Source organism: Bacillus sp. NTK071 (genome assembly GCF_017303315.1).
In the GTDB taxonomy this organism is placed as follows: Bacteria; Bacillota; Bacilli; order Bacillales; family Guptibacillaceae; genus Guptibacillus.
Genome location: NZ_JAFKOI010000010.1, coordinates 1 through 26,806 on the forward strand (window position 1 = coordinate 1; position 26,806 = coordinate 26,806).

Annotated in this window: 26 protein-coding genes; 23 read left to right on the forward strand and 3 right to left on the reverse strand. The window is 41.5% G+C overall.

The window, feature by feature from the left end:
* Nucleotides 1-264: 264 nt before the first annotated feature.
* Nucleotides 265-519, forward strand: coding sequence for a DUF2198 family protein (locus tag JI666_RS14745; protein WP_206893165.1), 255 nt, complete (start codon nt 265-267; stop codon nt 517-519).
* Between the two features lie 3 nt (nt 520-522).
* On the opposite strand, the gene JI666_RS14750 is transcribed toward JI666_RS14745, so the two are convergent.
* Nucleotides 523-1,389 carry a sulfite exporter TauE/SafE family protein gene (locus JI666_RS14750; protein WP_206893167.1) on the reverse strand — a complete coding sequence of 289 codons (867 nt, stop codon included), beginning with the start codon at nt 1,387-1,389 and terminating at the stop codon, nt 523-525.
* 198 nt (nt 1,390-1,587) lie between these two features.
* Between JI666_RS14750 and uvrB the strand changes: the two genes are divergently transcribed.
* The 14 genes from uvrB to JI666_RS14820 all read left to right on the forward strand — a co-directional run bounded on the left by uvrB (nt 1,588) and on the right by JI666_RS14820 (nt 17,823).
* Complete coding sequence (uvrB, locus tag JI666_RS14755; RefSeq protein WP_206893171.1) at nt 1,588-3,564, forward strand: excinuclease ABC subunit UvrB; 1,977 nt, start codon at nt 1,588-1,590, stop codon at nt 3,562-3,564.
* A 7-nt stretch (nt 3,565-3,571) separates the two neighbouring features.
* Nucleotides 3,572-6,439 (forward strand): excinuclease ABC subunit UvrA, encoded by a 2,868-nt coding sequence (gene uvrA, locus JI666_RS14760; RefSeq protein ID WP_206893178.1) that lies wholly within the window; start codon nt 3,572-3,574, stop codon nt 6,437-6,439.
* A 329-nt stretch (nt 6,440-6,768) separates the two neighbouring features.
* The gene (locus tag JI666_RS14765) at nt 6,769-7,062 is read left to right on the forward strand and encodes a magnetosome magnetite crystal formation protein family (RefSeq protein ID WP_206893179.1); all 294 of its coding nucleotides are present in this window, start codon (nt 6,769-6,771) and stop codon (nt 7,060-7,062) included.
* A gap of 48 nt (nt 7,063-7,110) precedes the next feature.
* Nucleotides 7,111-8,160, forward strand: a complete 1,050-nt coding sequence (locus JI666_RS14770) for a DUF4097 family beta strand repeat-containing protein (protein ID WP_206893180.1) — start codon at nt 7,111-7,113, stop codon at nt 8,158-8,160.
* A 70-nt stretch (nt 8,161-8,230) separates the two neighbouring features.
* Nucleotides 8,231-8,587 carry a phage holin family protein gene (locus JI666_RS14775; protein WP_206893181.1) on the forward strand — a complete coding sequence of 119 codons (357 nt, stop codon included), beginning with the start codon at nt 8,231-8,233 and terminating at the stop codon, nt 8,585-8,587.
* Nucleotides 8,588-8,674: 87 nt separating this feature from the next.
* Nucleotides 8,675-9,235, forward strand: a complete 561-nt coding sequence (locus JI666_RS14780) for a glycerol-3-phosphate responsive antiterminator (RefSeq protein ID WP_206893182.1) — start codon at nt 8,675-8,677, stop codon at nt 9,233-9,235.
* 203 nt (nt 9,236-9,438) lie between these two features.
* The gene (locus tag JI666_RS14785) at nt 9,439-10,266 is read left to right on the forward strand and encodes an MIP/aquaporin family protein (protein WP_206893189.1); all 828 of its coding nucleotides are present in this window, start codon (nt 9,439-9,441) and stop codon (nt 10,264-10,266) included.
* A 36-nt stretch (nt 10,267-10,302) separates the two neighbouring features.
* The gene (gene glpK, locus JI666_RS14790; RefSeq protein ID WP_206893192.1) at nt 10,303-11,799 is read left to right on the forward strand and encodes a glycerol kinase GlpK; all 1,497 of its coding nucleotides are present in this window, start codon (nt 10,303-10,305) and stop codon (nt 11,797-11,799) included.
* Between the two features lie 272 nt (nt 11,800-12,071).
* Entirely contained in the window at nt 12,072-13,745 is a 1,674-nt protein-coding gene (locus JI666_RS14795) for a glycerol-3-phosphate dehydrogenase/oxidase (RefSeq protein ID WP_206893402.1), read from the forward strand.
* 190 nt (nt 13,746-13,935) lie between these two features.
* Nucleotides 13,936-14,874 (forward strand): HPr(Ser) kinase/phosphatase, encoded by a 939-nt coding sequence (gene hprK, locus JI666_RS14800; RefSeq protein WP_206893194.1) that lies wholly within the window; start codon nt 13,936-13,938, stop codon nt 14,872-14,874.
* 36 nt (nt 14,875-14,910) lie between these two features.
* Nucleotides 14,911-15,723 carry a prolipoprotein diacylglyceryl transferase gene (gene lgt, locus JI666_RS14805; RefSeq protein ID WP_206893196.1) on the forward strand — a complete coding sequence of 271 codons (813 nt, stop codon included), beginning with the start codon at nt 14,911-14,913 and terminating at the stop codon, nt 15,721-15,723.
* A 15-nt stretch (nt 15,724-15,738) separates the two neighbouring features.
* Nucleotides 15,739-16,686: a nucleoside recognition domain-containing protein gene (locus JI666_RS14810; protein WP_206893197.1), complete on the forward strand. Its 948-nt coding sequence runs from the start codon at nt 15,739-15,741 to the stop codon at nt 16,684-16,686.
* Nucleotides 16,676-17,320, forward strand: coding sequence for a pyrophosphatase PpaX (gene ppaX, locus JI666_RS14815; protein WP_206893198.1), 645 nt, complete (start codon nt 16,676-16,678; stop codon nt 17,318-17,320). The genes JI666_RS14810 and ppaX overlap by 11 nt, the downstream gene beginning before the upstream one ends.
* The gene (locus JI666_RS14820; protein ID WP_206893200.1) at nt 17,317-17,823 is read left to right on the forward strand and encodes an acyltransferase; all 507 of its coding nucleotides are present in this window, start codon (nt 17,317-17,319) and stop codon (nt 17,821-17,823) included. The genes ppaX and JI666_RS14820 overlap by 4 nt, the downstream gene beginning before the upstream one ends.
* A 40-nt stretch (nt 17,824-17,863) precedes the next feature.
* Here JI666_RS14820 and map read toward each other — a convergent pair whose 3' ends face one another.
* Nucleotides 17,864-18,619, reverse strand: coding sequence for a type I methionyl aminopeptidase (map, locus tag JI666_RS14825; protein WP_206893205.1), 756 nt, complete (start codon nt 18,617-18,619; stop codon nt 17,864-17,866).
* A 130-nt stretch (nt 18,620-18,749) separates the two neighbouring features.
* Entirely contained in the window at nt 18,750-19,820 is a 1,071-nt protein-coding gene (cax, locus tag JI666_RS14830; RefSeq protein WP_206893207.1) for a calcium/proton exchanger, read from the reverse strand.
* A 504-nt stretch (nt 19,821-20,324) separates the two neighbouring features.
* On the opposite strand from cax, the gene JI666_RS14835 reads away from it, so the two are divergent.
* Genes JI666_RS14835 through hisIE form a run of 8 tightly spaced genes read left to right on the forward strand, consistent with a single transcriptional unit; the run spans nt 20,325 to nt 26,742 of the window.
* Nucleotides 20,325-21,506, forward strand: coding sequence for an ATP phosphoribosyltransferase regulatory subunit (locus JI666_RS14835; protein WP_206893209.1), 1,182 nt, complete (start codon nt 20,325-20,327; stop codon nt 21,504-21,506).
* Complete coding sequence (gene hisG / locus JI666_RS14840) at nt 21,506-22,147, forward strand: ATP phosphoribosyltransferase (protein WP_206893213.1); 642 nt, start codon at nt 21,506-21,508, stop codon at nt 22,145-22,147. Before JI666_RS14835 ends, hisG begins: the two co-directional genes overlap by 1 nt.
* The gene (gene hisD, locus JI666_RS14845) at nt 22,134-23,408 is read left to right on the forward strand and encodes a histidinol dehydrogenase (protein ID WP_206893215.1); all 1,275 of its coding nucleotides are present in this window, start codon (nt 22,134-22,136) and stop codon (nt 23,406-23,408) included. Before hisG ends, hisD begins: the two co-directional genes overlap by 14 nt.
* Nucleotides 23,405-23,998, forward strand: a complete 594-nt coding sequence (hisB, locus tag JI666_RS14850; RefSeq protein ID WP_206893216.1) for an imidazoleglycerol-phosphate dehydratase HisB — start codon at nt 23,405-23,407, stop codon at nt 23,996-23,998. The genes hisD and hisB overlap by 4 nt, the downstream gene beginning before the upstream one ends.
* Nucleotides 23,999-24,634, forward strand: coding sequence for an imidazole glycerol phosphate synthase subunit HisH (hisH, locus tag JI666_RS14855; RefSeq protein ID WP_206893217.1), 636 nt, complete (start codon nt 23,999-24,001; stop codon nt 24,632-24,634).
* 1 nt (nt 24,635) lies between these two features.
* Nucleotides 24,636-25,355, forward strand: a complete 720-nt coding sequence (hisA, locus tag JI666_RS14860) for a 1-(5-phosphoribosyl)-5-[(5-phosphoribosylamino)methylideneamino]imidazole-4-carboxamide isomerase (protein WP_206893404.1) — start codon at nt 24,636-24,638, stop codon at nt 25,353-25,355.
* A 2-nt stretch (nt 25,356-25,357) separates the two neighbouring features.
* Nucleotides 25,358-26,116 (forward strand): imidazole glycerol phosphate synthase subunit HisF, encoded by a 759-nt coding sequence (gene hisF, locus JI666_RS14865; protein WP_206893218.1) that lies wholly within the window; start codon nt 25,358-25,360, stop codon nt 26,114-26,116.
* On the forward strand, nt 26,113-26,742 hold the full coding sequence (hisIE, locus tag JI666_RS14870; protein WP_206893219.1) for a bifunctional phosphoribosyl-AMP cyclohydrolase/phosphoribosyl-ATP diphosphatase HisIE: 630 nt from the start codon (nt 26,113-26,115) through the stop codon (nt 26,740-26,742). Before hisF ends, hisIE begins: the two co-directional genes overlap by 4 nt.
* Nucleotides 26,743-26,806: the final 64 nt, after the last annotated feature.

Sequence of the window (26,806 nt, forward strand, 5' to 3'; positions counted from 1 at the left end):
TGGTTAGCACCTGCATCATAACGGAGGGTCCTTTTTTATGCAATAGGCTTCATTCTGTTCTCACAGGAATGCTCCTGCGGGATTAGCGGGACAGGTGAGACCCCACAGGAGCGTAGCGACGAGGAGGCTCACCGCCCGCCCCGCGGAAAGCGAGCACCTGGAGCGGAAATTAACCGCATAATCCTATGGTAACGATCTTTAATTTAATCTAGCTCATCGTAGCATTCAATCCCTTATTTGTTGTAAGATGGGGAGAGACGTTTTATGTTGAGAGGTGAATTTACTTATATGCAAGGAATTTTAATTGCTTTACTCGTTCCAGCGATTATTACAATCGTGTTTACACGCGTTACATACAATACATTTGTTAGCTTTGGGTTAACGCTTTTATTTATGTGGGCAGTGTTTGGTGGATTAGATCATCCGATTCATCTCATTCTGCTGACGATTTTATCAGCAATCGTCGGTTTCTATCTTTCTAAGAAAACGCAAAAACAAAACAAAAAAAAGATGAAATAGCGTCTATTCCAATTGGAATAGGCGCTTCTTTTTCGTTCTATACTGGTAAGTGAAAAGGATCATTAGAGCAAGAACGTAAGCTCCTACAATAATTAACCCAATAAGGGGCTGATGAAGTAGTTTTAGGATGATACTAGTTAATGTAAAGAGGTAGAGAGTACCTAGCATTTTCTTGATGAGGCTCTCTGAGAATAAGTCTGTTAAATTCGCTCCAAAACGAGAACCAATAACGGCACCAATGACAAGTGTCAATGCAATAGACAATGGGATCTCAACGTTTCCAATGTATGTAAGGAATCCTGTTGTAACAATTACGAAAATCGTTGCGAGAGAAGTACCAATCGCTAGCCGAGGAGGCATGCGTAGAACGCGTATCAATAACGGAACCATAACAAATCCTCCTCCTACCCCAAGAACCGATGATATAAAGCCGCCGGCTAAACCGATTAAAACCGTAAGAACAGGGGAATAGGAAGAAGTGGTATTCATTTCTCCAACTGAAGTATCTTTAGAAAGCATAGAAAGTGAGAAATAGGAAAGTAAAATAACATAAAATAGTGGAATGATGGTGTTATCAATACCTGATCTTTCCATTGCAATGACAAGTGGTTGTGCAAGTTGAGTGCTGATCATACCGCTTATAGAAAGAATCAGTGTTTGTGTCCACAAAACACGTTTCTTCTTAATATAGGTTAATGCTCCAGAAATAGAGGTACTCATACTGTATAGTAAACTAATCGTAATCGCTGTTGCGGGTGAATACCCAAGCAATAGTAGGATTGGCGTAAGCAAAAAACCGCCTCCTACTCCAAAGAAACCGGATATCGCACCAATTGCGATGCCGAGTGGCAATGCCCATAGGACAAACAATGTCAAAACTCCTTTTGAGTAGATGTATAAACGTGAGAGGTTTTCAAGACTGCACTTTATAGCATACCTCAGTTTAATAAGAAGAGAAAGAAATCAATCGGAAAGAAAAAAGGGAATGTCAGTTCGCTTTTATTGAAGGATTGACCCTATTATGTGATATAATCATTATTATTGATGAATCGAACGGAGGCGAAGAAGGTGGAAAGAAAGTTTGAATTGGTGTCAGATTATGAACCTCAAGGGGATCAACCTGAAGCCATTAAAAAGCTTGTTGAAGGCGTTCAAAATAATGAACGGCATCAGACTTTACTCGGCGCAACAGGGACTGGTAAAACCTTCACGATGTCAAATGTCATTCAGGAAGTTAATAAGCCAACACTTATTATTGCTCATAACAAAACGCTGGCCGGACAGCTATATAGTGAGTTTAAAGAGTATTTTCCAAACAATGCTGTCGAATATTTTGTCAGCTATTATGATTATTATCAGCCTGAAGCATACATACCTCAATCTGATACATTTATCGAAAAAGATGCGAGTATCAATGACGAAATCGACAAGCTTCGACACTCAGCTACGTCCAGTTTGTTTGAGCGTAATGATGTCATTATTGTAGCAAGTGTTTCTTGTATTTATGGTCTAGGTAATCCAGAAGAGTATAGAAGTCTTGTGCTCTCTCTTCGAAAAGGGATGGAGAAAGATCGAGATCAATTACTACGGGACATGGTTGATATTCAATATTCGCGTAATGATATTAATTTTACGCGCGGAACATTTCGTGTTCGCGGTGATGTAGTAGAAATCTTTCCTGCTTCACGTGATGAAAATTGCATTCGTGTCGAGTTTTTTGGAGATGAAATTGACCGAATTACAGAAGTGAACTCGTTAACTGGAGAAATTCTTGGAGAGCGAGAACACGTAGCGATCTTCCCGGCTTCCCACTTCGTAACGCGTGAAGAGAAATTAAAAATCGCAATTAAACGAATTGAAGCCGAGCTTGAAGAAAGGCTTAAAGCATTAAACAATGATGGAAAGTTATTAGAAGCTCAACGTCTTGAACAGCGGACAAGATATGACGTTGAAATGATGGCTGAAATGGGCTTTTGTTCAGGAATCGAAAACTACTCAAGGCATTTAACGTTACGTGATGCTGGGGCTACACCATATACATTAATGGATTATTTTCCTGAAGACTTCTTGATTATGGTTGATGAGTCACACGTAACACTTCCTCAAGTAAGAGGAATGTACAACGGTGACCAGGCAAGAAAAGGCGTTCTAGTTGATCATGGCTTCCGCCTTCCTTCTGCAAAAGATAATCGCCCGCTTCGCTTTGAAGAATTTGAAGAGAAAGCTCATCAATTCGTATATGTATCTGCTACACCTGGGCCGTATGAAGAGGAGCATTCAACGAAAGTGGTTGAACAAATTATTCGACCTACTGGACTACTTGATCCAACGATTGAAATACGTCCAATTGAAGGGCAAATTGATGATCTGTTAGATGAAATTAACAAACGTTCAGCGCGTAACGAGCGAGTTCTTGTTACAACGCTTACGAAAAAGATGTCCGAGGACTTAACAGATTATTTATTAGAAATGGGGGTAAAGGTACGGTACCTTCACTCTGAAATTAAGACGCTTGAGCGGATTGAGATTATTCGTGATTTACGATTAGGCGTATTCGATGTTCTTGTAGGGATCAACCTTCTCAGAGAGGGTCTTGATATACCAGAAGTATCACTTGTTACGATATTGGATGCTGATAAAGAAGGGTTCTTAAGATCGGAACGTTCATTAATCCAAACGATTGGTCGTGCAGCTCGAAATTCGAGTGGACATGTTATTCTATACGCTGATAAAATGACAAATTCGATGGAACTTGCGATTGGTGAAACAAATAGACGTCGGGAAATTCAGCAACAGTACAATGAAAAATATAATATTACGCCAAAAACAATTCAGAAGAAAGTGCGTGAAGGGATTCGTGCAACTGTTGCTGCTGAAGATGGTGAAGAATACACAGTACCGAAGCAAGGTAAAATGACGAAGCAAGAACGTGCTAAAGTGATTGAAAATGTTGAAACAGAAATGAAGGAAGCTGCACGAGAACTTAATTTCGAGCGTGCTGCGGAACTTCGTGACCTATTATTAGAGCTAAAAGCGGAAGGATGACGAACAAATGGCAAACGAAGAGATCGTCGTCAAAGGGGCAAGAGCCCACAACTTAAAAAATATAGACGTATCAATTCCAAGAGATAAGCTGGTTGTTGTTACCGGCTTATCTGGTTCTGGTAAGTCTTCATTAGCATTTGACACTATTTATGCTGAAGGACAGCGACGCTATGTCGAATCACTTTCAGCCTATGCAAGACAGTTTCTTGGGCAGATGGATAAGCCTGATGTCGATGCCATTGAAGGTCTATCGCCAGCTATCTCAATCGACCAGAAAACAACAAGCCGTAATCCTAGATCAACTGTAGGAACTGTAACCGAAATCTACGATTACCTTCGTTTATTATTCGCAAGAATCGGTCGACCAGTATGTCCGAGACACGGTGTGGAAATCACGTCACAGACGATTGAACAGATGGTAGATCGTATCTTAACTTACGAAGAACGCACGAAATTGCAAATTCTATCTCCAGTTGTATCTGGCCGTAAGGGAGAACACGTAAAGGTATTAGAAGATATTAAGAAACAGGGGTACGTTCGTATTCGAGTGGATGGCGAAATGATGGAAGTAGCAGACGAAATTAAATTAGAGAAAAACAAAAAGCATTCCATTGAAGTCGTGATTGACCGAATTGTTGTAAAAGACGGTGTTCAATCGCGACTTGCGGATTCACTAGAAACAGCGCTTAATCTTGGCGGTGGGCAGGTAATTGTCGACGTGATGGAACAGGAAGAGTTGTTGTTCAATCAGCATCATTCATGTCCATACTGTGGTTTTTCTATCGGTGAGCTTGAACCACGATTATTTTCATTTAACAGTCCGTTTGGAGCCTGTCCTTCTTGTGATGGGTTAGGTCTTAAGCTTGAAGTCGATCTTGAATTAGTTATCCCGGACTGGGATAAGTCACTTCGTGAGCATGCACTTGCTCCATGGGAGCCAGTTAGTTCTAACTATTATCCACAACTGCTCCAAAGTGTGTGCAATCACTTCGGAATTGATATGGATACACCGGTTAATAAAATTCCCCGAGCTCAGCTTGATAAAGTGCTTTACGGAAGTGACGGAGAGAAAGTCTATTTCAGGTATGAGAATGACTTTGGCCAAGTGCGTGAAAACAACATTAACTTTGAAGGTGTTATTCCTAACGTAGAACGACGCTATCGAGAAACGAGCTCCGACTATATTCGAGAGCAAATGGAAGCTTATATGTCACAAAAGCCTTGTCCAAGCTGTAAAGGGTATCGTTTGAAGAAAGAATCGCGTTCAGTATTAATTAATGGAAAGCACATTGGAGAAGCGACTGAATATGCCATTAAAGATGCTGTTGGTTTTTTTGATGAGCTTGATTTAACACCAAAAGAGGCAACGATTGGAAAAATGATTTTACGAGAAATCCAGGATCGACTTGGTTTCCTAGTAAACGTTGGCTTGGATTACCTAACGCTTAACCGTTCAGCAGGTACATTATCTGGTGGAGAAGCGCAGCGGATTAGACTTGCTACTCAGGTCGGTTCCCGATTAATGGGGGTCTTATATATCCTTGATGAGCCTTCAATTGGTCTTCATCAGCGCGACAATGATCGTCTAATCTCAACTCTTCAAAACATGAGAGATCTTGGTAATACGCTAATTGTCGTTGAACATGATGAAGATACGATGCTTGCGGCTGATCATATTATTGATATTGGACCTGGTGCTGGTGCGCATGGAGGCTATATTACATCAGAAGGAACGCCAGCAGAGATCATGGATGATGAAGAATCGTTAACTGGAGAATATCTCTCAGGGAAAAAGTTCATCCCAGTTCCAACTGAACGAAGAAAACCTGATGGACGATATATTGAAATTGTGGGAGCAAAAGAGAATAACTTGAAAAACACGAAAGCAAAAATCCCGATTGGATTATTTACTTGTGTGACAGGTGTTTCTGGTTCAGGTAAAAGTACATTAATTAATGAAATTTTATATAAAGCACTTGCACAAAAGCTTCATAAAGCGAAGGATAAGCCAGGAGAGCATAAGAAAATCAATGGTCTAGAATATGTAGATAAGGTAATTGATATTGACCAGTCACCGATTGGACGTACGCCTCGATCGAATCCTGCAACTTACACGGGTGTATTTGATGACATTCGCGATGTATTTGCGTCGACGAATGAAGCTAAAGTACGAGGCTATAAAAAAGGGCGATTCAGCTTTAACGTTAAAGGCGGTCGTTGTGAGGCGTGTCGCGGAGATGGGATTATCAAAATCGAAATGCATTTTCTTCCTGATGTGTATGTACCATGTGAAGTTTGTCATGGCAAACGATACAACCGTGAAACGCTTGAGATTGAGTATAAGGGTAAGAACATTGCAGATATCCTTGAGATGACGGTTGAAGATGGACTGGATTTCTTTAAAAATATCCCGAAGATCAATCGCAAGCTTCAAACCTTATACGATGTTGGTTTAAGTTACATTAAGCTAGGACAACCAGCAACAACTGTTTCTGGCGGTGAGGCACAGCGTGTGAAACTTGCTTCTCAGCTCTACAAACGATCGACAGGTAAGACGCTATATATCCTTGATGAGCCTACTACAGGGTTGCACGTTGACGATATTTCTCGATTGCTAGAAGTATTGCAGCGTCTTGTTGATAATGGTGATTCTGTTTTAATCATTGAACATAACCTTGATGTTATTAAGACAGCTGATTATTTAATTGATCTTGGACCCGAAGGTGGGGACGGCGGCGGTGAAGTTATCGCCACTGGCACGCCAGAAAAAATCACAAAAGAAGAACGATCTTATACAGGATACTACCTTGCCCCTATTCTTGAACGAGACAAAAATCGCATGAAGAAAAGGTTAGAGCAAATTCAGTCTGTATAAGGATGAAAAGGCAGCCTGAAGCTGCCTTTTTTCTTATATTAGTCTCTTTTCAAAAAGATTATTGTTTTTAAACAGGGTTTGTTTCAAAAACCACACTTCGCTGATTGGAGCGGAAGGAGGCTCACCGCCCGCCCCGCGGAAAGCGGGCATCCTGGAGCGGAGATCACCTCCTACTCTTATAGAATAATGTCTACAATAACGACCTTATTTAAGTTAGGTTTATGGAAGTTAATTAACTCTACAATTTTAATAATTCTTTTTCCCTTCATGAAACTTTCTTTTTACCAAACCGTATAGATAGGTAGAGATTATTGAAAGGGGAAACAACAATGTCAGTTGAAAAGGTAATGTCTTCTCTTTGTTATTTCAGTGTGTTTTTCGCCCCTTTTCTCTTTCCAATCATCGTCTTTTTCGTGATGAGAGATGAAGAGGTTTCATACCATGCAAAGCGAGCAGTACTATCTCATTTATTCCCATTCCTCTCAGTTATACTTGCGCTCATTGCAGTGTTTGTCATGGATGCAGGAGTGGTCATCTTTCTAGGTATGATTTTGTTTGGTTTATTAAATGTCATTGTGTTCATCTGGAACATTGTTAAAGGAATTCAGGTTCTCCGCTGGTAGTTCGTCAAGTGAGTGTTCACAAGAATTGATAAAAAGGAGATGTGTAGAATGAATGAAGAACGTAAAATGATACTAAAGATGATTGAGGATGGCAAAATTTCTGCTGATGAAGGTGCAAAGCTTTTAAAAGCGATTACGCCGAATCAAGAAGTAGAACAGAAGAGTAGTAAGGAATCAGAATCGTATTCAGATCGATCAGCACCAACTTATAAGGTTGGACAATTCGTTGAGACATTGATTCAAAAAGTGAAAGATATGGATCTTGATTTTAATTTTGGTTCTTCAGAAGAAGTTTCGCACGTCTTTGAACAAAGTGAGGTTGCTCCAAGTACGTTAGATGTTCATGTCAGAAATGGCGAAATTACTTTTCATACGTGGGAACGTAATGATGTAAAAATTGAATGTCGTGCGAATGTATACCGTGCGTCTAATGTGCAGGAAGCGACGGATAAACTAATACGTGAAACGTATTTTTCTGTTGATAACGATAAGATGACGTTTAAATCAGAGCGGGCAGACGTTAAGGCCAATCTAGTTATTTATGTTCCATCTACTGATTACAAAGGGGTCTGGATGACGACCTTCAACGGTGATGTAACAGGTGAAAATATGACTTCAGCTAAAGTTAAGTTAAAAACAGCGAATGGGAAAGTCGGTATTCGTCAATCAAAGATTAATGTCCTAGAAGCTGAAACGGGTAATGGAGCGATTGTTGTGGAAGGGACCACTGGTGAAGTGTGTGAACTTGAAACAGCTAATGGACCAATTACGATTGATGGGATATTCGTAGACACAGAGGCACAATCATTTAATGGGGCAATCCGTCACACGCTACAAAAACCTGTAAGTGGTCGTGCAGATTTCAAAACAGTAAATGGAACGATTCAAATTGTTGTACCAAAAGGAATGAATATTAAAGGTGACTTGAAATCAACCATTGGTGCAATTACTACGGATCTTGACAATATGAGCATTATTCGGGAGAAAAAGGAAATTTCACATCGTATGAAAAAGTTCAGAACGGAAGAAGAATCGGAACATAATTATCGAATCGAAGCTAATTCAACTGCAGGTTCAATTAGTGTTGCCTATCTTTAATTCAGCTGATAATCTTTTTAGAAAAAGTGAACACTAAGTGTTATTGAATAACAGAAGGCAGGGGGTCCTCATGCGACAATGGCTCGTAAGCTTACTTGTTAGTAGCATTGTTTTAATGGTGGTAGCAGGATTTTTTGAAGGTTTCTATATTGAGAGTGTCTGGTCTGCCGTACTTGCAAGTGTTATTCTTGCGCTCGTGAATACGCTAATTAAACCAATTCTAATCTTGCTGACCCTCCCTGTTACTATTCTTTCGCTAGGTTTATTTCTCATTGTTATTAATGCGATAACTCTAATGATGACAGCCTATCTTATGGGGGATGCATTTCGTATTGACGGTTTTCTAATGGCCATTCTAGCTTCCATTGTGATCGGAGTATTAAATCTCTTGATTGATAAAATCATTATAGATCGAATACGCAATTAAGAGCACGCTCCCCTTGAGGGCGTGCTCTTAATTGCGTATGAAACTTTAATTTCTGGTAAGATATAAAAGTAAAGGAGGGTAAGCCTCATGACATTTCATAACCAGAGTATCCTGCCAGCCGTAAGGAAAATGAGGGACTTTGAGACGTTACTTACTAGTTCATACACATATATCGTACTTCTTGATACACATATTGGTCAGTTGAAATCAGTTGTCAAGGAAGGAAACCGTGCAGGTAAAAAGATATTACTTCACGCTGATCTCGTGCAGGGCTTACGGAACGATGAGCATGGAGCTGAGTTTCTATGTCAGGAAGTGAAGCCAGCGGGATTAATCTCAACAAGATCAAACGTACTTTCCGTTGCAAAAAGACGAGGGCTACTTACCGTGCAACGGTTATTTATGCTTGATTCCATGGCGCTCGATACGAGCTATAGCATGGTTAGAAATACAAAGCCAGACTGCGTAGAAGTGATGCCGGGCATTATTCCGCAGGTGTTTGAAGAATTGCACGAACAAATTAAAGTTCCGATCTTTGCTGGTGGTTTTATTCGCTCAATAGAAGATGTTGAAGCAGCGTTAAGTGGAGGCGCAGCAGCGGTTACAACATCGAAGAAAGACCTCTGGAAACATTATCAACCTAATTAATTTCCTTGACATCGCTTACATTTTTCTGTTTTAATTAGTATTAAGTTAATAGCCCGTGTCTGAGATGAGGAGAAACCACACAACAAACCTATCAACAGATAGGGGGAATTTGTGTGGTTTTTTTAATTTCTCTTTTTAAAATAAAAAAATAGGGAATAGTTTCAGTGAAGGGTTTTATCTAAACTCATAGGAAGGTGATTCGATTGTCTCCTTTTATAGGTGAAATATTAGGAACCATGATTTTAATCATTTTTGGTGGAGGCGTTGTTGCTAACGTCAATCTACAGGATTCAAAAGCTCAAGGAGGCGGATGGATTGTTGTCGCACTTGGGTGGGGGCTAGGTGTTGCAATGGGAGTTTATGCAGCTGGTCAAGTAAGTGGAGCCCATCTTAATCCAGCCGTAACGCTTGGATTAGCAGCAGTTGGCGATTTTCCATGGAGCGATGTACCGAGCTACATAACAGCTCAAATGATTGGTGCATTTCTCGGTGCATGTATTGTATACTTTCATTTTCTACCTCATTTTCGTAAAGAGGAAGACAAAGCGCTTAAATTGGCTGTCTTTTCCACGGATCCAGCCATTCCGCATACTTTCAGCAATTTTTTAAGTGAGTTTATTGGTACAGCGATGTTATTAATTGGCTTGCTTGCAATCGGTTCCAATGAATTTACTGAGGGATTAAACCCTTTTATTGTTGGTTTTCTAATTGTAGCGATTGGTCTTTCACTCGGTGGTACAACTGGGTATGCCATTAATCCTGCACGAGACCTTGGTCCAAGAATTGCCCACTTTTTCTTACCAATACCAGGTAAAGGTGGTTCTAATTGGCGATATGCATGGATCCCTGTTGTTGGTCCAATAGCTGGTGGAATGTATGGAGCAGTTCTATTTAAGGCTGTTACAGAGGCAAGCTACAGTACTCTATTCTGGATCTGGACAGTAGCTGTGGCTGTTCTACTCTTTGGACTTTATCAAATGGGAGACAAGCTTCAGGAAACTGTCAAAGCAAATTCAGAAGCGAAGAATTAAAGACGATTAATTAATTTCATTTAGGGAGGAATTATCATGGAGAAAAAGTATATTTTATCACTTGATCAAGGTACAACAAGTTCACGTGCCATCCTTTTTAACAAGAAAGGTGAAATTGTAAACGTTGCACAAAAGGAATTCAAACAACATTTTCCGAAATCTGGTTGGGTGGAACACGACGCACAGGAAATTTGGAGTTCCATTCTTTCAGTAATGGCTCAAGTGCTTTCATCTGCTTCTGACTTGTCGGCTAAAGACATCGCAGCCATCGGAATTACAAATCAGCGTGAGACGACAGTCGTCTGGGACAAAAACACAGGTAAACCTATTTATAACGCAATCGTGTGGCAATCACGTCAAACAGCAGGGATTGTTAATGAGCTGAAAGAACAGGGACATGAGGAAATGGTTCGTAACAAAACCGGGTTACTCATTGATGCGTATTTCTCTGGAACAAAAGTAAAATGGATTCTAGACAACGTTGAAGGAGCGAGAGAAAAAGCAGAGAATGGGGATCTTCTTTTTGGAACAATCGATTCTTGGTTAATCTGGAAACTCTCTGGTGGAGAAGCTCACGTAACAGACTACTCAAATGCTTCTCGTACAATGATGTATAACATTTACGATTTGGAATGGGACGATGAGCTATTGGATATGCTTTCCGTTCCTAAATCAATGCTTCCTGAGGTGCGCCCATCTTCTGAAGTATACGCGAACACAGTTGATTATCATTTCTTCGGACAAAACGTACCGATTGCAGGTGTTGCAGGTGACCAGCAAGCGGCTCTCTTTGGACAGGCATGCTATGAAAAAGGAATGGCGAAAAACACATACGGAACAGGCTGCTTTATGCTGATGAATACCGGTGAAAAAGCGGTTAAGTCTGAAAATGGCTTATTGACGACAATTGCTTGGGGCGTCGATGGTAAAGTAGAATATGCACTTGAAGGTAGCATTTTCGTTGCTGGATCTGCTATTCAATGGCTACGTGATGGACTTCGTATGTTCAGTGAGTCACCTGAAAGTGAGCGCTATGCAGAAAGAGTGACATCAACGGAAGGTGTATACATGGTACCGGCATTCGTAGGACTCGGAACACCATACTGGGATAGTGATGTAAAAGGAGCGGTCTTCGGTTTAACACGAGGAACAAGCAAAGAACATTTTGTTCGTGCTACGCTTGAATCTCTTGCATATCAAACAAGAGACGTTCTCGATGCGATGACAGCTGACTCCGGTATTGATCTTAAAACACTTCGCGTAGATGGTGGCGTAGTGAATAATGATTTCCTTATGCAATTCCAGAGTGATATGATCGGCGTGCCGGTTGAACGTCCAACAGTTAGTGAAACAACTGCACTTGGTGCTGCTTATCTTGCTGGTCTTGCAACTGGATATTGGAAAGATCGTGAAGAAATTAAGCAACAATGGATGATTAACCACACGTTTGATCCAAAAATGGAAGAAGAAGAAAAAGAAGAGTTATACAATGGTTGGAAAAAAGCTGTAAATGCTACTATGGCATTTAAATAAGATTAATGATTAGGCATTCTTTCTTTATTGTGCTACAATAAGGTTAAGTTAATAATGACCTGGTCGGAGAATAGGAGAAGACCACAGCCTTCAGACATGGAATGTCCATGTTCTGATGAGTTGTGGTCTTTTTTTGTCCTTTTAAGCAGGTCAGTTCAAAGAATGTTTATTCGTATGCTTAATCTACCCTAGTTTAGGGGTAAAGTACTGAAGAGGGTTATTTTAAAGACTAATGTTAAATAATTAATTTAAGATAAACAGGGAGTGTGATCATCTTGGTTAAACCATTTTCCGGATTACAAAGAAGTGTAGTTCTTGATCAAATCGTATCTGAAGAGTTAGATGTTCTTGTTGTTGGTGGCGGAATTACAGGAGCTGGTATTTTGCTTGATTCAGCTTCAAGAGGAATGAATGCAGCCGTTATTGAAATGCAGGATTTCGCGGCTGGTACATCAAGTCGTTCAACGAAACTTGTTCATGGCGGTCTTCGATACCTGAAGAACTTTGAAGTAGGTCTTGTTGCTGAAGTAGGGAAAGAACGAGCAATTGTGTACGAGAATGCTCCACATGTAACAACACCAGAATGGATGTTACTTCCGATCATTAAGGGTGGTACGTTCGGTAAATTCTCAACAAGTGCTGGACTAGCTCTATATGACAGACTTGCTGGTGTTAAACGAAAAGAAAGAAGAACAATGCTGTCGAAAAAAGAAACATTAAATAAAGAACCTCTTCTTCGTAAGAGTGATATTAAAGGCGGTGGGTATTACGTTGAGTACCGTACTGATGATGCTCGCCTTACGCTTGAAGTTATGAAAGAAGCTGTCCACCGTGGTGGTAAGGCAGTTAACTATGTGAAAGCAGAACAGCTCCTATATGAAGATGGCAAAGTAGTTGGCGTTCGTGCGAAAGACGTTATCACTGGTGAAACTCGTGAAATTAGAGCGAAAAAAGTAGTTAACGCTGCTGGTCCATGGGTGGATGAAATTAGAGAACTTGATAAATCCAAAAAAGGTAAGCACATGTTCTTAACAAAAGGTGTTCACCTTGTGTTTGATCAATCGAAATTTCCACTTCAACAAGCGGTTTATTTCGATACACCATTTGATGATGGTCGAATGATGTTCGCCATTCCACGTGCTGGTAAAACGTATATCGGAACGACGGATACACAGTATTCAAAAAATCCAGTTCATCCACAAATGACAGTAGAAGACCGTGATTATATTGTGGATGCTGCAAATTACATGTTCCCTGGCATTAACGTGACGAAAGAAGATGTGGAATCAAGCTGGTCAGGCGTACGTCCTCTCATTCATGAGGAAGGTAAAGATCCTTCTGAAATTTCACGTAAAGATGAAATTTTCATTTCAGATTCAGGACTCATTACAATTGCAGGCGGTAAGCTAACAGGCTATCGCAAAATGGCTGAAAGTGTCATTAATCTGGTGGCAGATCAATTGAAAGAAGAAAAGCACGGGAAGTTCCCAGCTTCTACTACGAAGAACATGGTTCTTTCAGGTGGTTATGTTGGAGGAAGTAAAGGGTTCAAGGAGTTTGCGAAGGAGCAAGTTCGTCGCGGAACGACGCTCGGTCTAACTGTTAATGAAGCAGAAACGCTTGTTCAACGCTACGGTTCAAACATTGAACGACTTTATCAAATCATTGAAACAGTTGGAACAGAAGCGAGCTTCCACAACTTAAGCCTGGAAGTGTTCGCAACATTGATCTATGGTATTGAAGAAGAAATGGTGGCAACACCACTTGATTACTTCAATCGTAGAACAAGTGCCCTCTATTTTGATATTGATTGGGTGCGTCGCTGGAAAGAACCAGTTCTAGAGTACATGGCAAAACGCCTAAACTGGTCACAAGAAAGAAAAGAAGCTCATATGCAGGAACTTGATCAACAGCTTCATGATGCAGTTGTTCCAGTGAACGCTTAAAAAGTAGTAAAAGTGGAACCGATGCGGGTGCATCGGTTCTTTTTTTTGTAGTGAGGGGTCAGGCAGGTGCCTGACCCTCACTACAAATATCGTCTCTCCATTTCATATGTCCTTTCATATAGGAAGTGGTACAATAGGTGATAGTTGAAATTGAATCGTGGTTTACGGTTCGTACATAGGAGGTTCACGAATGGTTAAAGTTCGTATGAAAGATGTCATTGAGAAGTTCAATCTTGAACTAGTGAGTGGTGAGGAAGGCATTCATCGCCCAATTACAACGAGCGATATCTCACGCCCAGGGCTTGAAATGGCAGGGTTTTTTACTTATTATCCAGCAGAGCGCTTGCAACTTCTAGGAAAAACAGAGATGTCCTTTTTTTATGGGCTAACAGACGAGCAAAGGAAAGAACGTATGGCGAAACTCTGTACGGATGAAACACCTGGTATTGTCCTCTCAAGAGATATGGAAGTGCCAGAGGAGCTTGTGAAGGCCTCAAAAGCAAATGATGTTCCAATTCTACGTTCACCTATGACAACGACTCGATTAAGCAGTCGTTTGACGAACTACCTTGAAAGTCAGCTTGCTCCAAACACAGCAATTCATGGAGTACTTGTTGATATATATGGTGTTGGAGTGCTCATTACAGGTTCTAGTGGTGTAGGGAAAAGTGAAACAGCTCTTGAGCTTGTAAAACGAGGTCATCGCCTTGTAGCAGATGATTCTGTTGAGATACGTCAGGAAGCGGAAAATACGCTTGTAGGAAGTGCTCCAGAATTAATTCAACATCTCCTTGAAATTCGAGGCCTGGGCATTATTAACGTCATGACTCTCTTCGGCGCTGGGGCGATTCGAAATTACAAGAAAATCTCTCTCGTTATGAATCTTGAGCTATGGGATTCCAAGAAAGTCTACGATCGCCTTGGTTTAGAAGAAGAATATATGAAGATTATTGATTCAAATGTTCCGAGACTTGTCGTACCAGTTCGCCCCGGACGTAACCTTGCGATTATTATCGAAGTTGCAGCTATGAACTTCCGATTGAAGAACATGGGGATGAATGCAGCCAAACAATTCTCTGAAAGGTTAACAAGAGAAATTGAAGATGGAGACGAACACGATAGCATTTAATTTAAATACACTTAAACTAAAAGGAGAGACAAAGACATGCTAGCTTCCATACAGCCGCTTGATCGGATTGCGCTTCAGCTTGGACCGATCTCGATCTATTGGTATGGCATTATTATTGCACTCGGTGCTTATCTCGGTCTGCTACTTGCGGTTAAAGAAACGCAACGTCAGGGGCTTCCAAAAGAAACGTTTGTAGATTTAATCCTCTGGGCTGTACCGATCGCCATTATATCTGCACGTATCTACTATGTATTGTTCCAATGGAGCTATTACAAAGACAACCCAGGAGACATTTTTGCGATCTGGGAAGGCGGAATAGCGATCCACGGTGCTTTAATCGGATCTGTGATTACAGCAATTGTTTTCACTAGAAAACGTGGACTATCCTTCTGGAAAATTGCTGATATCGCTGCACCTAGCATCCTTCTTGGTCAAGCGATTGGGCGCTGGGGAAACTTCATGAATCAGGAAGCGCACGGTGGTCCTGTGACGCGAGAATTTCTTGAGAATTTAATGCTACCGGATTTCATTGTGAATCAGATGTATATCGATGGGACGTACTACCACCCAACTTTTCTATATGAATCACTTTGGAACTTTGCTGGAGTCATACTGTTACTAGTTCTTCAGAGAACAGCTCTTAAAAGGGGAGAAATCTTCCTATCTTATGTCATCTGGTATTCTTTCGGACGTTTCTTCATTGAAGGACTTCGAACAGATAGCCTTATGTTAACAGAAACACTGCGAGTGGCACAGGTAATCTCAGTTGTTCTCATTATCGTGTCTATTGCACTTATTGTATACCGACGTATTAAAAAGTCGACAAAACCTTACAACGAGAAAGTTTAAAAGGAGCTGGGGAGAATGGGTACATTGCAACGGGGGTTGAAAGCTGGTCTTTTAACAACGTGGGAACTTGGTAAGATAATCTTTCCAATCACGCTTGCGGTTACGATTCTTCGCTATACTCCTATTCTCGAATGGCTCATCCATCTAATCGCACCAGTGATGAAATGGCTCGGACTTTCAGGAGAAGCGGCTATTCCGTTAGTGATCGGAAACTTCTTGAATCTGTACGCAGGGATAGGCGCTATTCTAACGCTTGATCTTTCTGTAAAAGAAGTTTTTATTCTTGCTGTTATGCTCTCGTTTTCTCATAACTTATTGATTGAATCGAGCGTAGCAGCGAGAGTAGGCGTGAAACTGTGGGTCATGTTAGTTGTAAGAATCGGTCTTGCATTCGTGTCTGCCGTAGTCATTAATTTGGTGTGGAACGGTGGTGGCGAGCAGGCTTCGTATGGACTTGTTTCCCAAACGAGTGAAACCGTACAAGGCTGGAGCGCAATTATTGTGCAAGGACTTGAAAAGGCATCGTTCGGTGTTCTTCAGCTTGCACTTATCGTTATCCCACTTATGATATTTATCCAAATCATGAAAGACTTTTCATGGCTTCAAACATTTTCGCGATGGATGTCTCCTATTACAAGGAGTCTTGGAATGAAAGAAAATACGTCAACCACTTTAGCAGCAGGTCTTGTTTTTGGTCTTGCTTATGGTGCTGGCGTGATGATTCAAGCGGTCAAAGAAGATGGAGTGGAGAAAAAGGATCTTTATTTAGCGTTTATTTTTCTTGTGGGGTGTCATGCTGTAATTGAAGATACGCTTATCTTCATCCCGCTAGGTATTCCTGTTATATGGCTTTTGCTTGTCAGGCTAGTAACGGCCATTTTACTCACCCTCATGGTCTCAATAATATGGAAGCGTCGCGACGTTAGCAATTCAGAAAGAAAGGAACCAATGTATGAGCATTAATACTATACTATTTGATTTAGACGGAACACTAATTAATACAAATGATTTAATAATGGCTTCATTTAGACATACATTTGAACATTTTTATCCAGGGCGTTATCAGGATGACGATTTAAAGCAGTTTATTGGTGAGCCACTTTACCACACATTTGCTAAACATGATGAAAACCGAGCAGAAGAAATGGTTGCTTTTTATAGGGAACACAACATATCGAATCATGATAACCTCGTTACTGAATTTGATGGCGTGTTTGAAACGGTTAAAACCTTATCTGAGAATGGGTACAAACTAGCTATCGTGACATCAAAAATGAGAAACACGGTGGAAATGGGATTAAAGCTAACCAAGCTTGATCAGTTCTTCCCAGTTGTCATCACAGTTGATGAAGTGGAGAACCCTAAACCGCATCCAGAGCAGCTTGAAACAGCTATGAAGAAGCTTGGTTCTGTTCGAGAAGAAACGATTATGGTCGGAGATAGCCAATACGATATTCTTGCTGGACAAAACGCAGGGGTTACGACAGTTGGGGTTTCATGGACGATTAAAGGAAGTGACTTCCTTGCATCGTATAAGCCAGATTACTTAGTTGATCATATGGGAGAACTGCTCGCGATTGCAGGAGTAGGAAAGTGAGAAACACGGAGCGGTACCCTGTTACTGGCAGCAACGCACTCTGGCAGATTTATAAGACCGTCCCTTTCTGGAAAGTGGTCAAGAACTTTATCGTCATTCAGCTTGCTCGGTATATGCCATTTATTCCGGTGAAAAACTGGCTGTATAAAACATTTCTTGGCGTCAAAATTGGTGATCAGACAGCTTTTGCATTAATGGTGATGTTAGACATTATGTTTCCTGAAAAAATCTCGGTCGGTAAAAATTCAATTATCGGTTACAACACAACAATCCTAGCTCATGAATATTTAATTGATGAATACCGTCTTGGTGATGTGGTCATCGGTGATCGCGTTATGATTGGAGCTAATAGCACACTGCTTCCCGGCATTACCATCGGGGACGGAGCAATCGTTTCAGCTGGAACACTCGTACACAAAAATGTACCTCCAGGTGCTTTCGTTGGTGGGAATCCAATGCAATTGATTTATACAATGGAAGAACGTGCGAAGCAAGACATATAAGAAACCCGTAGCCTTATGCTACGGGTTTCTAGTGTTTCTATTACTCATCGCCCTGATCTGTTAAAAGGACAGGACCTTCTTTTGTAATTGCAAGTGTATGTTCATACTGGGCAGAGATCGAGCCATCTACTGTGCGAGCTGTCCAGCCATCTTCATCAATCGTACTAAAAGGAGCTCCGATGTTTAGCATAGGTTCAATTGTAATGACCATTCCTTCTTTTAAGCGTGGCCCTGTTCCTGGCTCCCCAAAGTGAGGAATCATTGGTTCTTCATGAAGCGTTGGTCCAATGCCATGGCCCGTAAAGTCACGTACTACTCCATATCCTTTTCCTTCAGCGTACTTTTGAATTGCATGACCAATATCTCCAATACGGTTTCCGACAACTGCCTGTTCAATTCCAAGGTATAGAGACTTTTTCGTAGCGTCAAGTAACTGCTGAACTTCGTCAGAAATGGAGCCAACAGCATAAGACCATGCTGAATCAGCAAGAGCTCCGTTCAAATTTACAACCATATCAACTGTTACGATGTCGCCTTCTTTAAGCTTCTGTGTACCTGGAAAGCCGTGACAGATCACGTCGTTCACTGAAGCGCATGTTGCGAAAGGATAATCATGGTAGCCTTTCTGTTCAGGCGTAGCGCCACGTTCTTCTAGGAAGAATTCTACAAAATCATCGATTTGTTTCGTAGTCACTCCTGGTTTAATAATGTTGCGTAACTCTTTATGACAGTCAGCTAGAACCTTTCCTGCCTCTTTCATTAACTCAATTTCTCGTTTGGTTTTACGATGAATCATGTTTTCGCCTACTTTCTGCGGTTTTGTTTAAGTGTTCTCGGATCGACCATGTAATTTTATTAACACGTTATGCAGAGGATCTTCCCTCAGTTACTGTAACAAAAAAGCCTGCAAATTGCAGACTTCGAAATCAGAGTAAATAAAAACCAATTCCCATAATTAAGTACGCAGCGAGCAATGTTGCTCCTTCAAACCAGTTTGTTTCTCCATCGTTACTAATAACAATGGTTAATAAAACAGCCGTTACCATTGTCACTAATTCTGGTAAAGTAAAGACAAGTGGCATTTGTACAGGGAAAAACAGTGAGATCAACACAAGCAGTGGAGCAACAAACATCGCAACTTGAAGGGTCGACCCTATTGCAATTTCTACTGCCACATCCATTTTGTTTTTGTAAGCCATAATAATAGCCGATGCATGCTCAGCGGCGTTTCCTACAATCGCTACTATAATGACCCCGATAAATAATTCGCTCCATCCAAAGGTTTCTCCTACGGTTTCAAACGTATGAACAAGGCTTTCAGATACATATGCGACTGCGGCTGTTGAAAGTGCCAGGACGAGCATAGCCTTCCTCTTGCTCCATTCAGGCTCTTCATGATGAGGCGCTGAGCCATTCTCTTCATTATGCTGATAGACACCACGGTGTGTGACAAGCTTAAAGAAGAGTGCGGCAAGATAAAGAACGATTAGAATAACAGAAATTCCTGTGCTTAATGAAATTGCTTCAGCATCACTCATTCCCATTGCAAATACTTCTGGAATGACAAAAGCAACAATAACACCAAACATTAATAATCCAGAATTGTGTCTTGCATCATATACGTTGAATTTCTGGCGTTTAAATTTAATTCCTCCAATAAAGAACGAAAGCCCAGCAACAAGAAGGAGGTTTCCGAGTACAGATCCTGTAAGGGAAGCTAGGACAATTTCAATTAATCCTTCCTTCAAAGCAAAGATTGAAATGATAAGTTCAACGGCGTTACCGAATGTTGCATTTAATAATCCACCGATTCTTGGACCAGATATTACGGCGAGGCTTTCAGTAGCTCTGCCCATGTAAGCAGCGAGTGAAACAATCGTTAAACAGTAGACAATGAACATCAGAGTCTGTGACCAGTGAAGAAGACTTCCTGCAACAGACAAAGGAACTCCAATGGCGACTAAGAAAAAGAATATTTTGTTTATCACAGTGCACATCCTTTCTACCTTTTTTTATGTTTAGTTTATTCTTTCTTTATTATAGTTTTCATTTATTGGGAAAGAAAGTTTTACCAGTAGAGTTTTTACGTGAAAGGTTCTTTTAGTAATGTTGCTATAAAGCGGTTGATTTGCGCTCCAGGATGCTCGCTTTCCGCGGGGCGGGCGGTGAGCCTCCTCGGCACGCTAAGGCGTGCCTGTGGGGTCTCACCTGTCCCGCTAGTCCCGCAGGAGTCGAGCATCCTTCCGCTCCAATCAACGATGAAGTGGTTTTCTCATTAGAAATACCCATTAAAAGCAACAATCTTTTCAAAAAAAACGTTTATGAAAACAGCCTTCCAATAGCAAGAGTTAAATCAAGAGGATTGATTAGGAGTACAGAGGAAGGGTAAAGGGAATAATCGCTTCATATTGGTTGACGAAAATTTACCAGGCGTGTAAACTACAAATAACTTCATCTTGTTAGTATATTAGCGAACTAAAGTAAATGTGGGGTGCAGAAAAATGACGAGACCATTTGTATTTGAAAAACCACTTGGTATGCGAGATACGCTACCGTTACTATATGATTTAAAAACAAGTATTCGAGAAAAAATTCAACACGTAACAGAAACGTGGGGATATCGGTTTATGAATACGCCTACCCTTGAGTACTATGAAACAGTAGGAGAGGCGTCGGCAATTCTTGATCAGCAGCTTTTTAAACTGCTCGATCAGCGTGGCAATACGCTCGTGTTAAGACCCGATATGACAGCACCAATTGCCCGAGTAGCTGCCTCTAGCTTGAAGAAAGAGCCTTTTCCATTGCGCCTGGCCTATGATTCAAATGTTTTCCGGGCACAAGAGGATGAAGGGGGTAAACCTGCTGAATTTGAACAAATTGGTGTCGAGTTAATTGGAGATCGCACAACAAGTGCAGATGCAGAAGTCATTGCGTTAATGGCTGCCGTTCTAAAAGAAGCTGGACTTGAAGATTTCCAGATTGCGATTGGACATGTTGGATTTATTCAAGAGCTGTTTCTTTCAATCGTTGGAAATGAAGATCGTGCCGCTGTTCTTCGTCGCTATTTATATGAGAAGAATTACGTTGGTTATCGTCAACACGTTCGGGAAATGCCGTTATCTACAATTGATCAAAAAAGACTAATGGATCTTCTCACGCTTAGAGGAGATGGCTCTAAGTTAAACGAAGCCATTGAATTGCTACCTACTGAAGCAGGTGAACGTGTGCTAGATGAGCTTCGGACGCTTTTACAAACGCTTGAGGCTTATGGCGTTGCAGATCAAGTTAAGTTTGACTTCACGCTAGTTAGTCATATGAGTTATTACACAGGTGTTGTATTTGAAGGATATGCAAATGAACTCGGCGTCCCATTAAGTAACGGCGGACGTTACGATGAATTATTATCTCGCTTTGATCGTCCTGCACAAGCCACTGGGTTCGGTATTCGTCTCGATCATTTGGCTGAAGCGCTTGGCTTAACGGGTGATGAGAAGCTGCCAGATGCAATTATATTCAGTCCAGAGCGGAGAGCGGAAGCGATTCAACAGGCTTCTGAAAGAAGAGCACAAGGAGAAAAGGTCGTTATGCAGGAATTGAGTGGCATCACGAATCTTGATGAATATTCGGAACGTTTTGGAGACGTTGTGTATTTGATCGGCAAAAACGGAAAGGGGAGTTTGTAATGCTAACGATCGCAATGCCGAAGGGACGTATCTTTGAAGAAGCAGTTGAGTTACTTCGTCAAGCAGGTTACAAGCTCCCTCCAGAATTCGATGATTCAAGGAAACTCATTCTAGATATTGAGGAAGAAAATATCCGATTTATTCTAGCGAAGCCGATGGACGTACCAACATACGTTGAACATGGTGTAGCAGATGTCGGGATTGCAGGCAAAGATGTGATGCTTGAAGAAGAGCGCAATGTCTATGAAGTACTTGATCTAAAGATTAGCGGTTGTTACCTCGCTGTAGCCGGACTTTCTGATGGTCCAATTAAAGGTGTTGCCCCAAAGATTGCAACGAAGTATCCGAATGTTGCTTCTAATTATTTTCGTCAGCAAGGTGAGCAAGTAGAGATTATTAAGCTGAATGGATCAATTGAACTTGCGCCATTAATAGGACTTGCGGATCGTATTGTAGACATTGTTTCAACAGGACGAACGTTAACCGAAAATGGACTGATGGAAACGGCGTTTATTGAGCCGATTACATCTCGCTTTATTGTAAATCCAGTAAGCTATCGAACGAAAGATGCCATTATTGATGATATGGTCAAGCGTCTTTCGGCTGTTGTGGAAGGAGGTAACTCAGATGAAAATCGTTAACATGAACGAAGGTGTTTCCATTAAGCGTTCGATTGAAGAAGGAACTGAAGAGCAGCGTCAGGTCGTTCTCTCGATCCTTGAACAGGTTAAAACAAACGGTGATGATGCCGTTAAAACATACACGAAAAAGTTCGACGGTGCTACACTTAACGATTTACGTGTAACGACTGAAGAAATCGAACAAGCTTATGGCGAATTGTCGGATGAGCTAGTTTCAGTTATTCAAGAAGCAGCATCGAACATTAAAACCTTTCACGAGCGTCAGCGTCGAGAGTCATGGTTTACGACGTCAGATGACGGAACGTTACTCGGTCAAAAGGTTACACCCCTAGATTCTGTTGGAGTGTATGTACCTGGTGGAAAAGCAGCCTATCCATCTTCTGTACTTATGAACGTTATCCCTGCTACAGCAGCGGGCGTTAAGAGAATTGTCATGGTAACACCACCTGATTCAGCAGGAAATGTACCAGCGGGCGTTCTTGTTGCAGCAAATGAAGTAGGAGTATCGGAGATTTTTAAAGTGGGTGGAGCACAAGCTGTTGCGGCGCTCGCCTATGGAACAGAAACGATCGCAGCAGTTGATAAAATCGTAGGGCCAGGGAATATCTTCGTTGCACTTGCTAAACGAGAAGTATTTGGCATTGTCGATATTGATATGATTGCAGGACCAAGTGAAATTGTTGTTCTGGCAGATGAAGAAGCAAATCCTGCTTATGTAGCAGCAGATTTGTTATCTCAGGCTGAGCATGATGAACGTGCAAGTGCAGTACTTGTCACAACATCTACAACACTTGCTGAGCGGGTTCAAGATGAAGTAGAGAAGCAGCTTACTGAGCTTCCGCGTGCGGAAATTGCTTCAAAATCGATTGAAGATTATGGTGTAATCTACATCGTGAATAATATGGTGGCGGGTGTTGAGGCCGTTAATGATCTAGCACCTGAACACCTTGAGATCATGGTGAAAGAGCCTATGACGTTACTTGGGAAAATACGTCACGCGGGTGCAATTTTCCTTGGGCCATATAGCTCTGAACCAGTTGGCGATTACTTTGCAGGACCTAACCACGTCCTACCAACGAATGGGACAGCGCGTTTTTCAAGTCCTCTTTCAGTAGATGATTTTATTAAGAAATCAAGTGTGATTTCGTATAGTAAAGAAGCGATGAAACAAAACGGAAATAGCATTGCTGCGCTTGCAAAGCTAGAAGGGCTCAGTGCACATGCAAGAGCGGTTGAACTTCGATTGGAGGATTCGAAATGAGTGGAGAGAGAGTAAGTTCTATTTCTAGAGAAACATCTGAAACGTCTATTAACCTTTCCTTTGGCGTTGATGGAGAGGGAAAGTCAGATTTACAGACTGGGGTCCCGTTTTTAACGCACATGCTTGATCTTTTCACGAAGCATGGAAAGTTTGACTTAGCGATTGCTGCGAATGGCGATACAGAAATTGATGATCATCATACGACGGAAGACATTGGCATTTGTCTTGGTGAAGCATTAAAGCAGGCGCTTGGCTCGAAGGAAGGCATCAAACGGTATGGAAATGCCTTTGTTCCAATGGATGATGCACTTGCTCAGGTTGTTGTCGATTTAAGCAATCGTCCACATCTTGAATATCGCGTTGAATTACCATCCACACGTGTTGGTACCTTTGATACAGAACTTGTTCATGAATTTCTATGGAAGCTAGCGATTGAAGCAAGAATGAATTTGCATGTTATTGTTCACTACGGCCATAATACGCATCACATTATTGAGGCTATTTTCAAAGCGCTTGGACGGGCGTTGGACGAAGCGACTCTTATAGATCCTCGTGTAAAAGGTGTTCCTTCAACGAAAGGAATGCTTTAAATGATAGGAATCATTGACTATGGCATGGGGAATTTGTATAGCGTGAGTAAAGCGCTTGAACGTCTCGGATATGATTATTTTGTTTCAGAAGAAGAGGAAGAACTATCGAAAGCAACGGGTCTTCTTCTTCCTGGTGTAGGATCTTTCCGTGATGCAATGACAATTCTGAACGAAACAGGCTTAAAAGCGTTTATTGATAAAGAAGTAGCTGCAGGTAAGCCCCTTCTTGGCATTTGTCTTGGTATGCAGCTTCTCTTTGAAGAAAGTAATGAGAATGGTTTTGCAGAGGGCTTTTCATTTCTACCAGGTAAAGTAAAGAAGTTCTCTGGTCAAGATTCAACTGGGAAGTCTTATAAAGTTCCTCATATGGGATGGAACAAGCTAGATATTAAGAAACCGGATTCTTTCCTAATGAATGATGTAGGGAATGAGCATGTTTATTTTGTTCACTCTTACTATGTTGATACAGAAGATCGTGATGTGCTGATCGCGTCAGCAGATTATGCTGAAGAAGTGCCAGCTGTTGTTGGAAAAGGAAACGTGTTTGGTACACAATTCCACCCGGAGAAAAGTAGCCATGCAGGACTTGCGATTCTCAGAAACTATGCACAATACGTTGAAAGGAATGACGCATAATATGGCAATGACAATCTATCCAGCCATTGATATGAGAGGCGGCAAATGCGTGCGCCTCCTTCAAGGTGATTACAACCAGGAAACGATTTATGGGGACTCTCCTTTTGATATGGCGAAGCAATTCGCTGATGATGGTGCAGAATGGATTCATATGGTTGATCTTGATGGAGCTAGAGAAGGCAAACGAGTAAATGACCGGTATGTATTGGAAGTTGCAGATAAATTAAATGCGCGCGTTCAAATTGGTGGTGGAATTCGTTCTGAAGAGGATGTAGCGTATTATTTAGACAAAGGCGTTGATCGGGTTATTCTTGGAAGTAGCGCGATATCAGATCCGGATTTCGTTAAGAAAATGCTTTCCCGTTATAAAGAGAGAATCGCGATCGGTATTGATGCGCGTGATGGATACGTAGCGGTTGAAGGATGGCTTAAAACATCGGAAATCAAAGCAGTTGATCTTGGTAAGGAGCTTGCTGATTACGGAGCAGAGGTGTTCATTTTCACTGATATATCTAAGGATGGCATGCTATCTGGACCAAATGTTGAGGCGATAGCTGAACTTGGCGAGGCAACTGGTAAGGAAGTTATCGCTTCAGGTGGTGTGAGCTCACTTGATGATGTGAAAAGCCTTCGTGAACGAAGTGATTCAATTAGTGGTGCGATTATCGGAAAAGCGCTATACACAAATCAGTTCACATTAAAACAAGCACTGGAGGTATAAGGATGCTAACAAAGCGAATTATCCCGTGTCTTGATGTAAAAGAAGGGCGTGTTGTAAAAGGAATTCAGTTTGTCGGTCTTCGTGATGCAGGAGACCCAGTAGAGCTTGCGAGAGTGTACGATAAAGAAGGCGCAGATGAACTTGTTTTTCTGGATATTTCAGCCTCACATGAAGGACGAGAAACGATGGTTGATGTCGTTCGTCAGGTTGCAGCAGAGCTTGCCATTCCCTTTACAGTTGGAGGCGGAATCAACAAGCTCGAAGATATGAAACGAGTTCTTCGCGCTGGAGCGGACAAAGTTTCAATGAACACGGCGGCCGTTCTTCGTCCAGAACTGATTAGCGAAGGTGCTGACTACTTTGGAACCCAGTGCATGGTCGTTGCGATCGATGCAAAGTGGGAGCGGGATACCAAGTCGTGGCGTGTTTATACACATGGTGGTCGAACAGCAACAGAATGGGATGCTGTTGAATGGGCTGTAAAGGCGCAGGAAATGGGAGCAGGCGAGATTCTCCTTACGAGCATGGATGCAGACGGTAGTAAAGACGGCTTCGATATCTCGCTAACGAAAGCGATTGGAGAAGCGGTTACCATTCCTGTTATTGCTTCAGGTGGAGCCGGATCTTCCGAAGATTTTCTAGAAGTTTTCAATGATGCTTCTGCAGATGCCGCACTTGCAGCATCCATTTTCCACTATAAAGAAACCTCACTGGCACATGTGAAACAGTACTTAAAACAAAACGGGGTGGCGATTCGATGAATCTAGAAATGATCCAATTTGATGAAAAAGGTCTTGTTCCAGCTATCGTGCAGGATGCAGCAAGTAAAGAAGTATTAACACTTGCATATATGAATAAAGAATCGCTTACAAAAACGATTGAAACGAAGGAAACGTGGTTTTATAGTCGTTCACGCGAAGAATTATGGCATAAAGGTGAAACATCTGGAAACACACAGACCGTTTCCGACCTTCGCTATGATTGCGATCAGGATGCGGTGCTCGTTCTAGTTAAGCCTGCAGGCCCAGCTTGTCATAAAGGGGACTACACGTGCTTTTCTGATTCATTGCTAGGTAATGAAGTAAAGGCTGATGAAAATCGATTCGCTATTCTAAATACGCTTGAAGAAATTATTGCTAAGCGTGACGCAGAACGTCCTGAAGGTGCTTATACAACCTACCTCTTTACTGAAGGCGTAGATAAGATTTTGAAAAAGGTTGGGGAAGAAGCATCGGAAGTGATTATTGCTGCAAAGAATCGCGATCTTGAAGAATTAACATGGGAGTCTGCAGATCTACTATTCCACCTTATGGTTCTATTAAGAGAGCAGGAATGTCCACTTGATGACGTGCTAAATGTGCTTGAAAAACGTCACGCATCCAAATAATGAAACCTTTTCGCCTCATTTTCGTAGTAAATAGTAAATTCGACTAGCGAAATGGGGAGAAAGA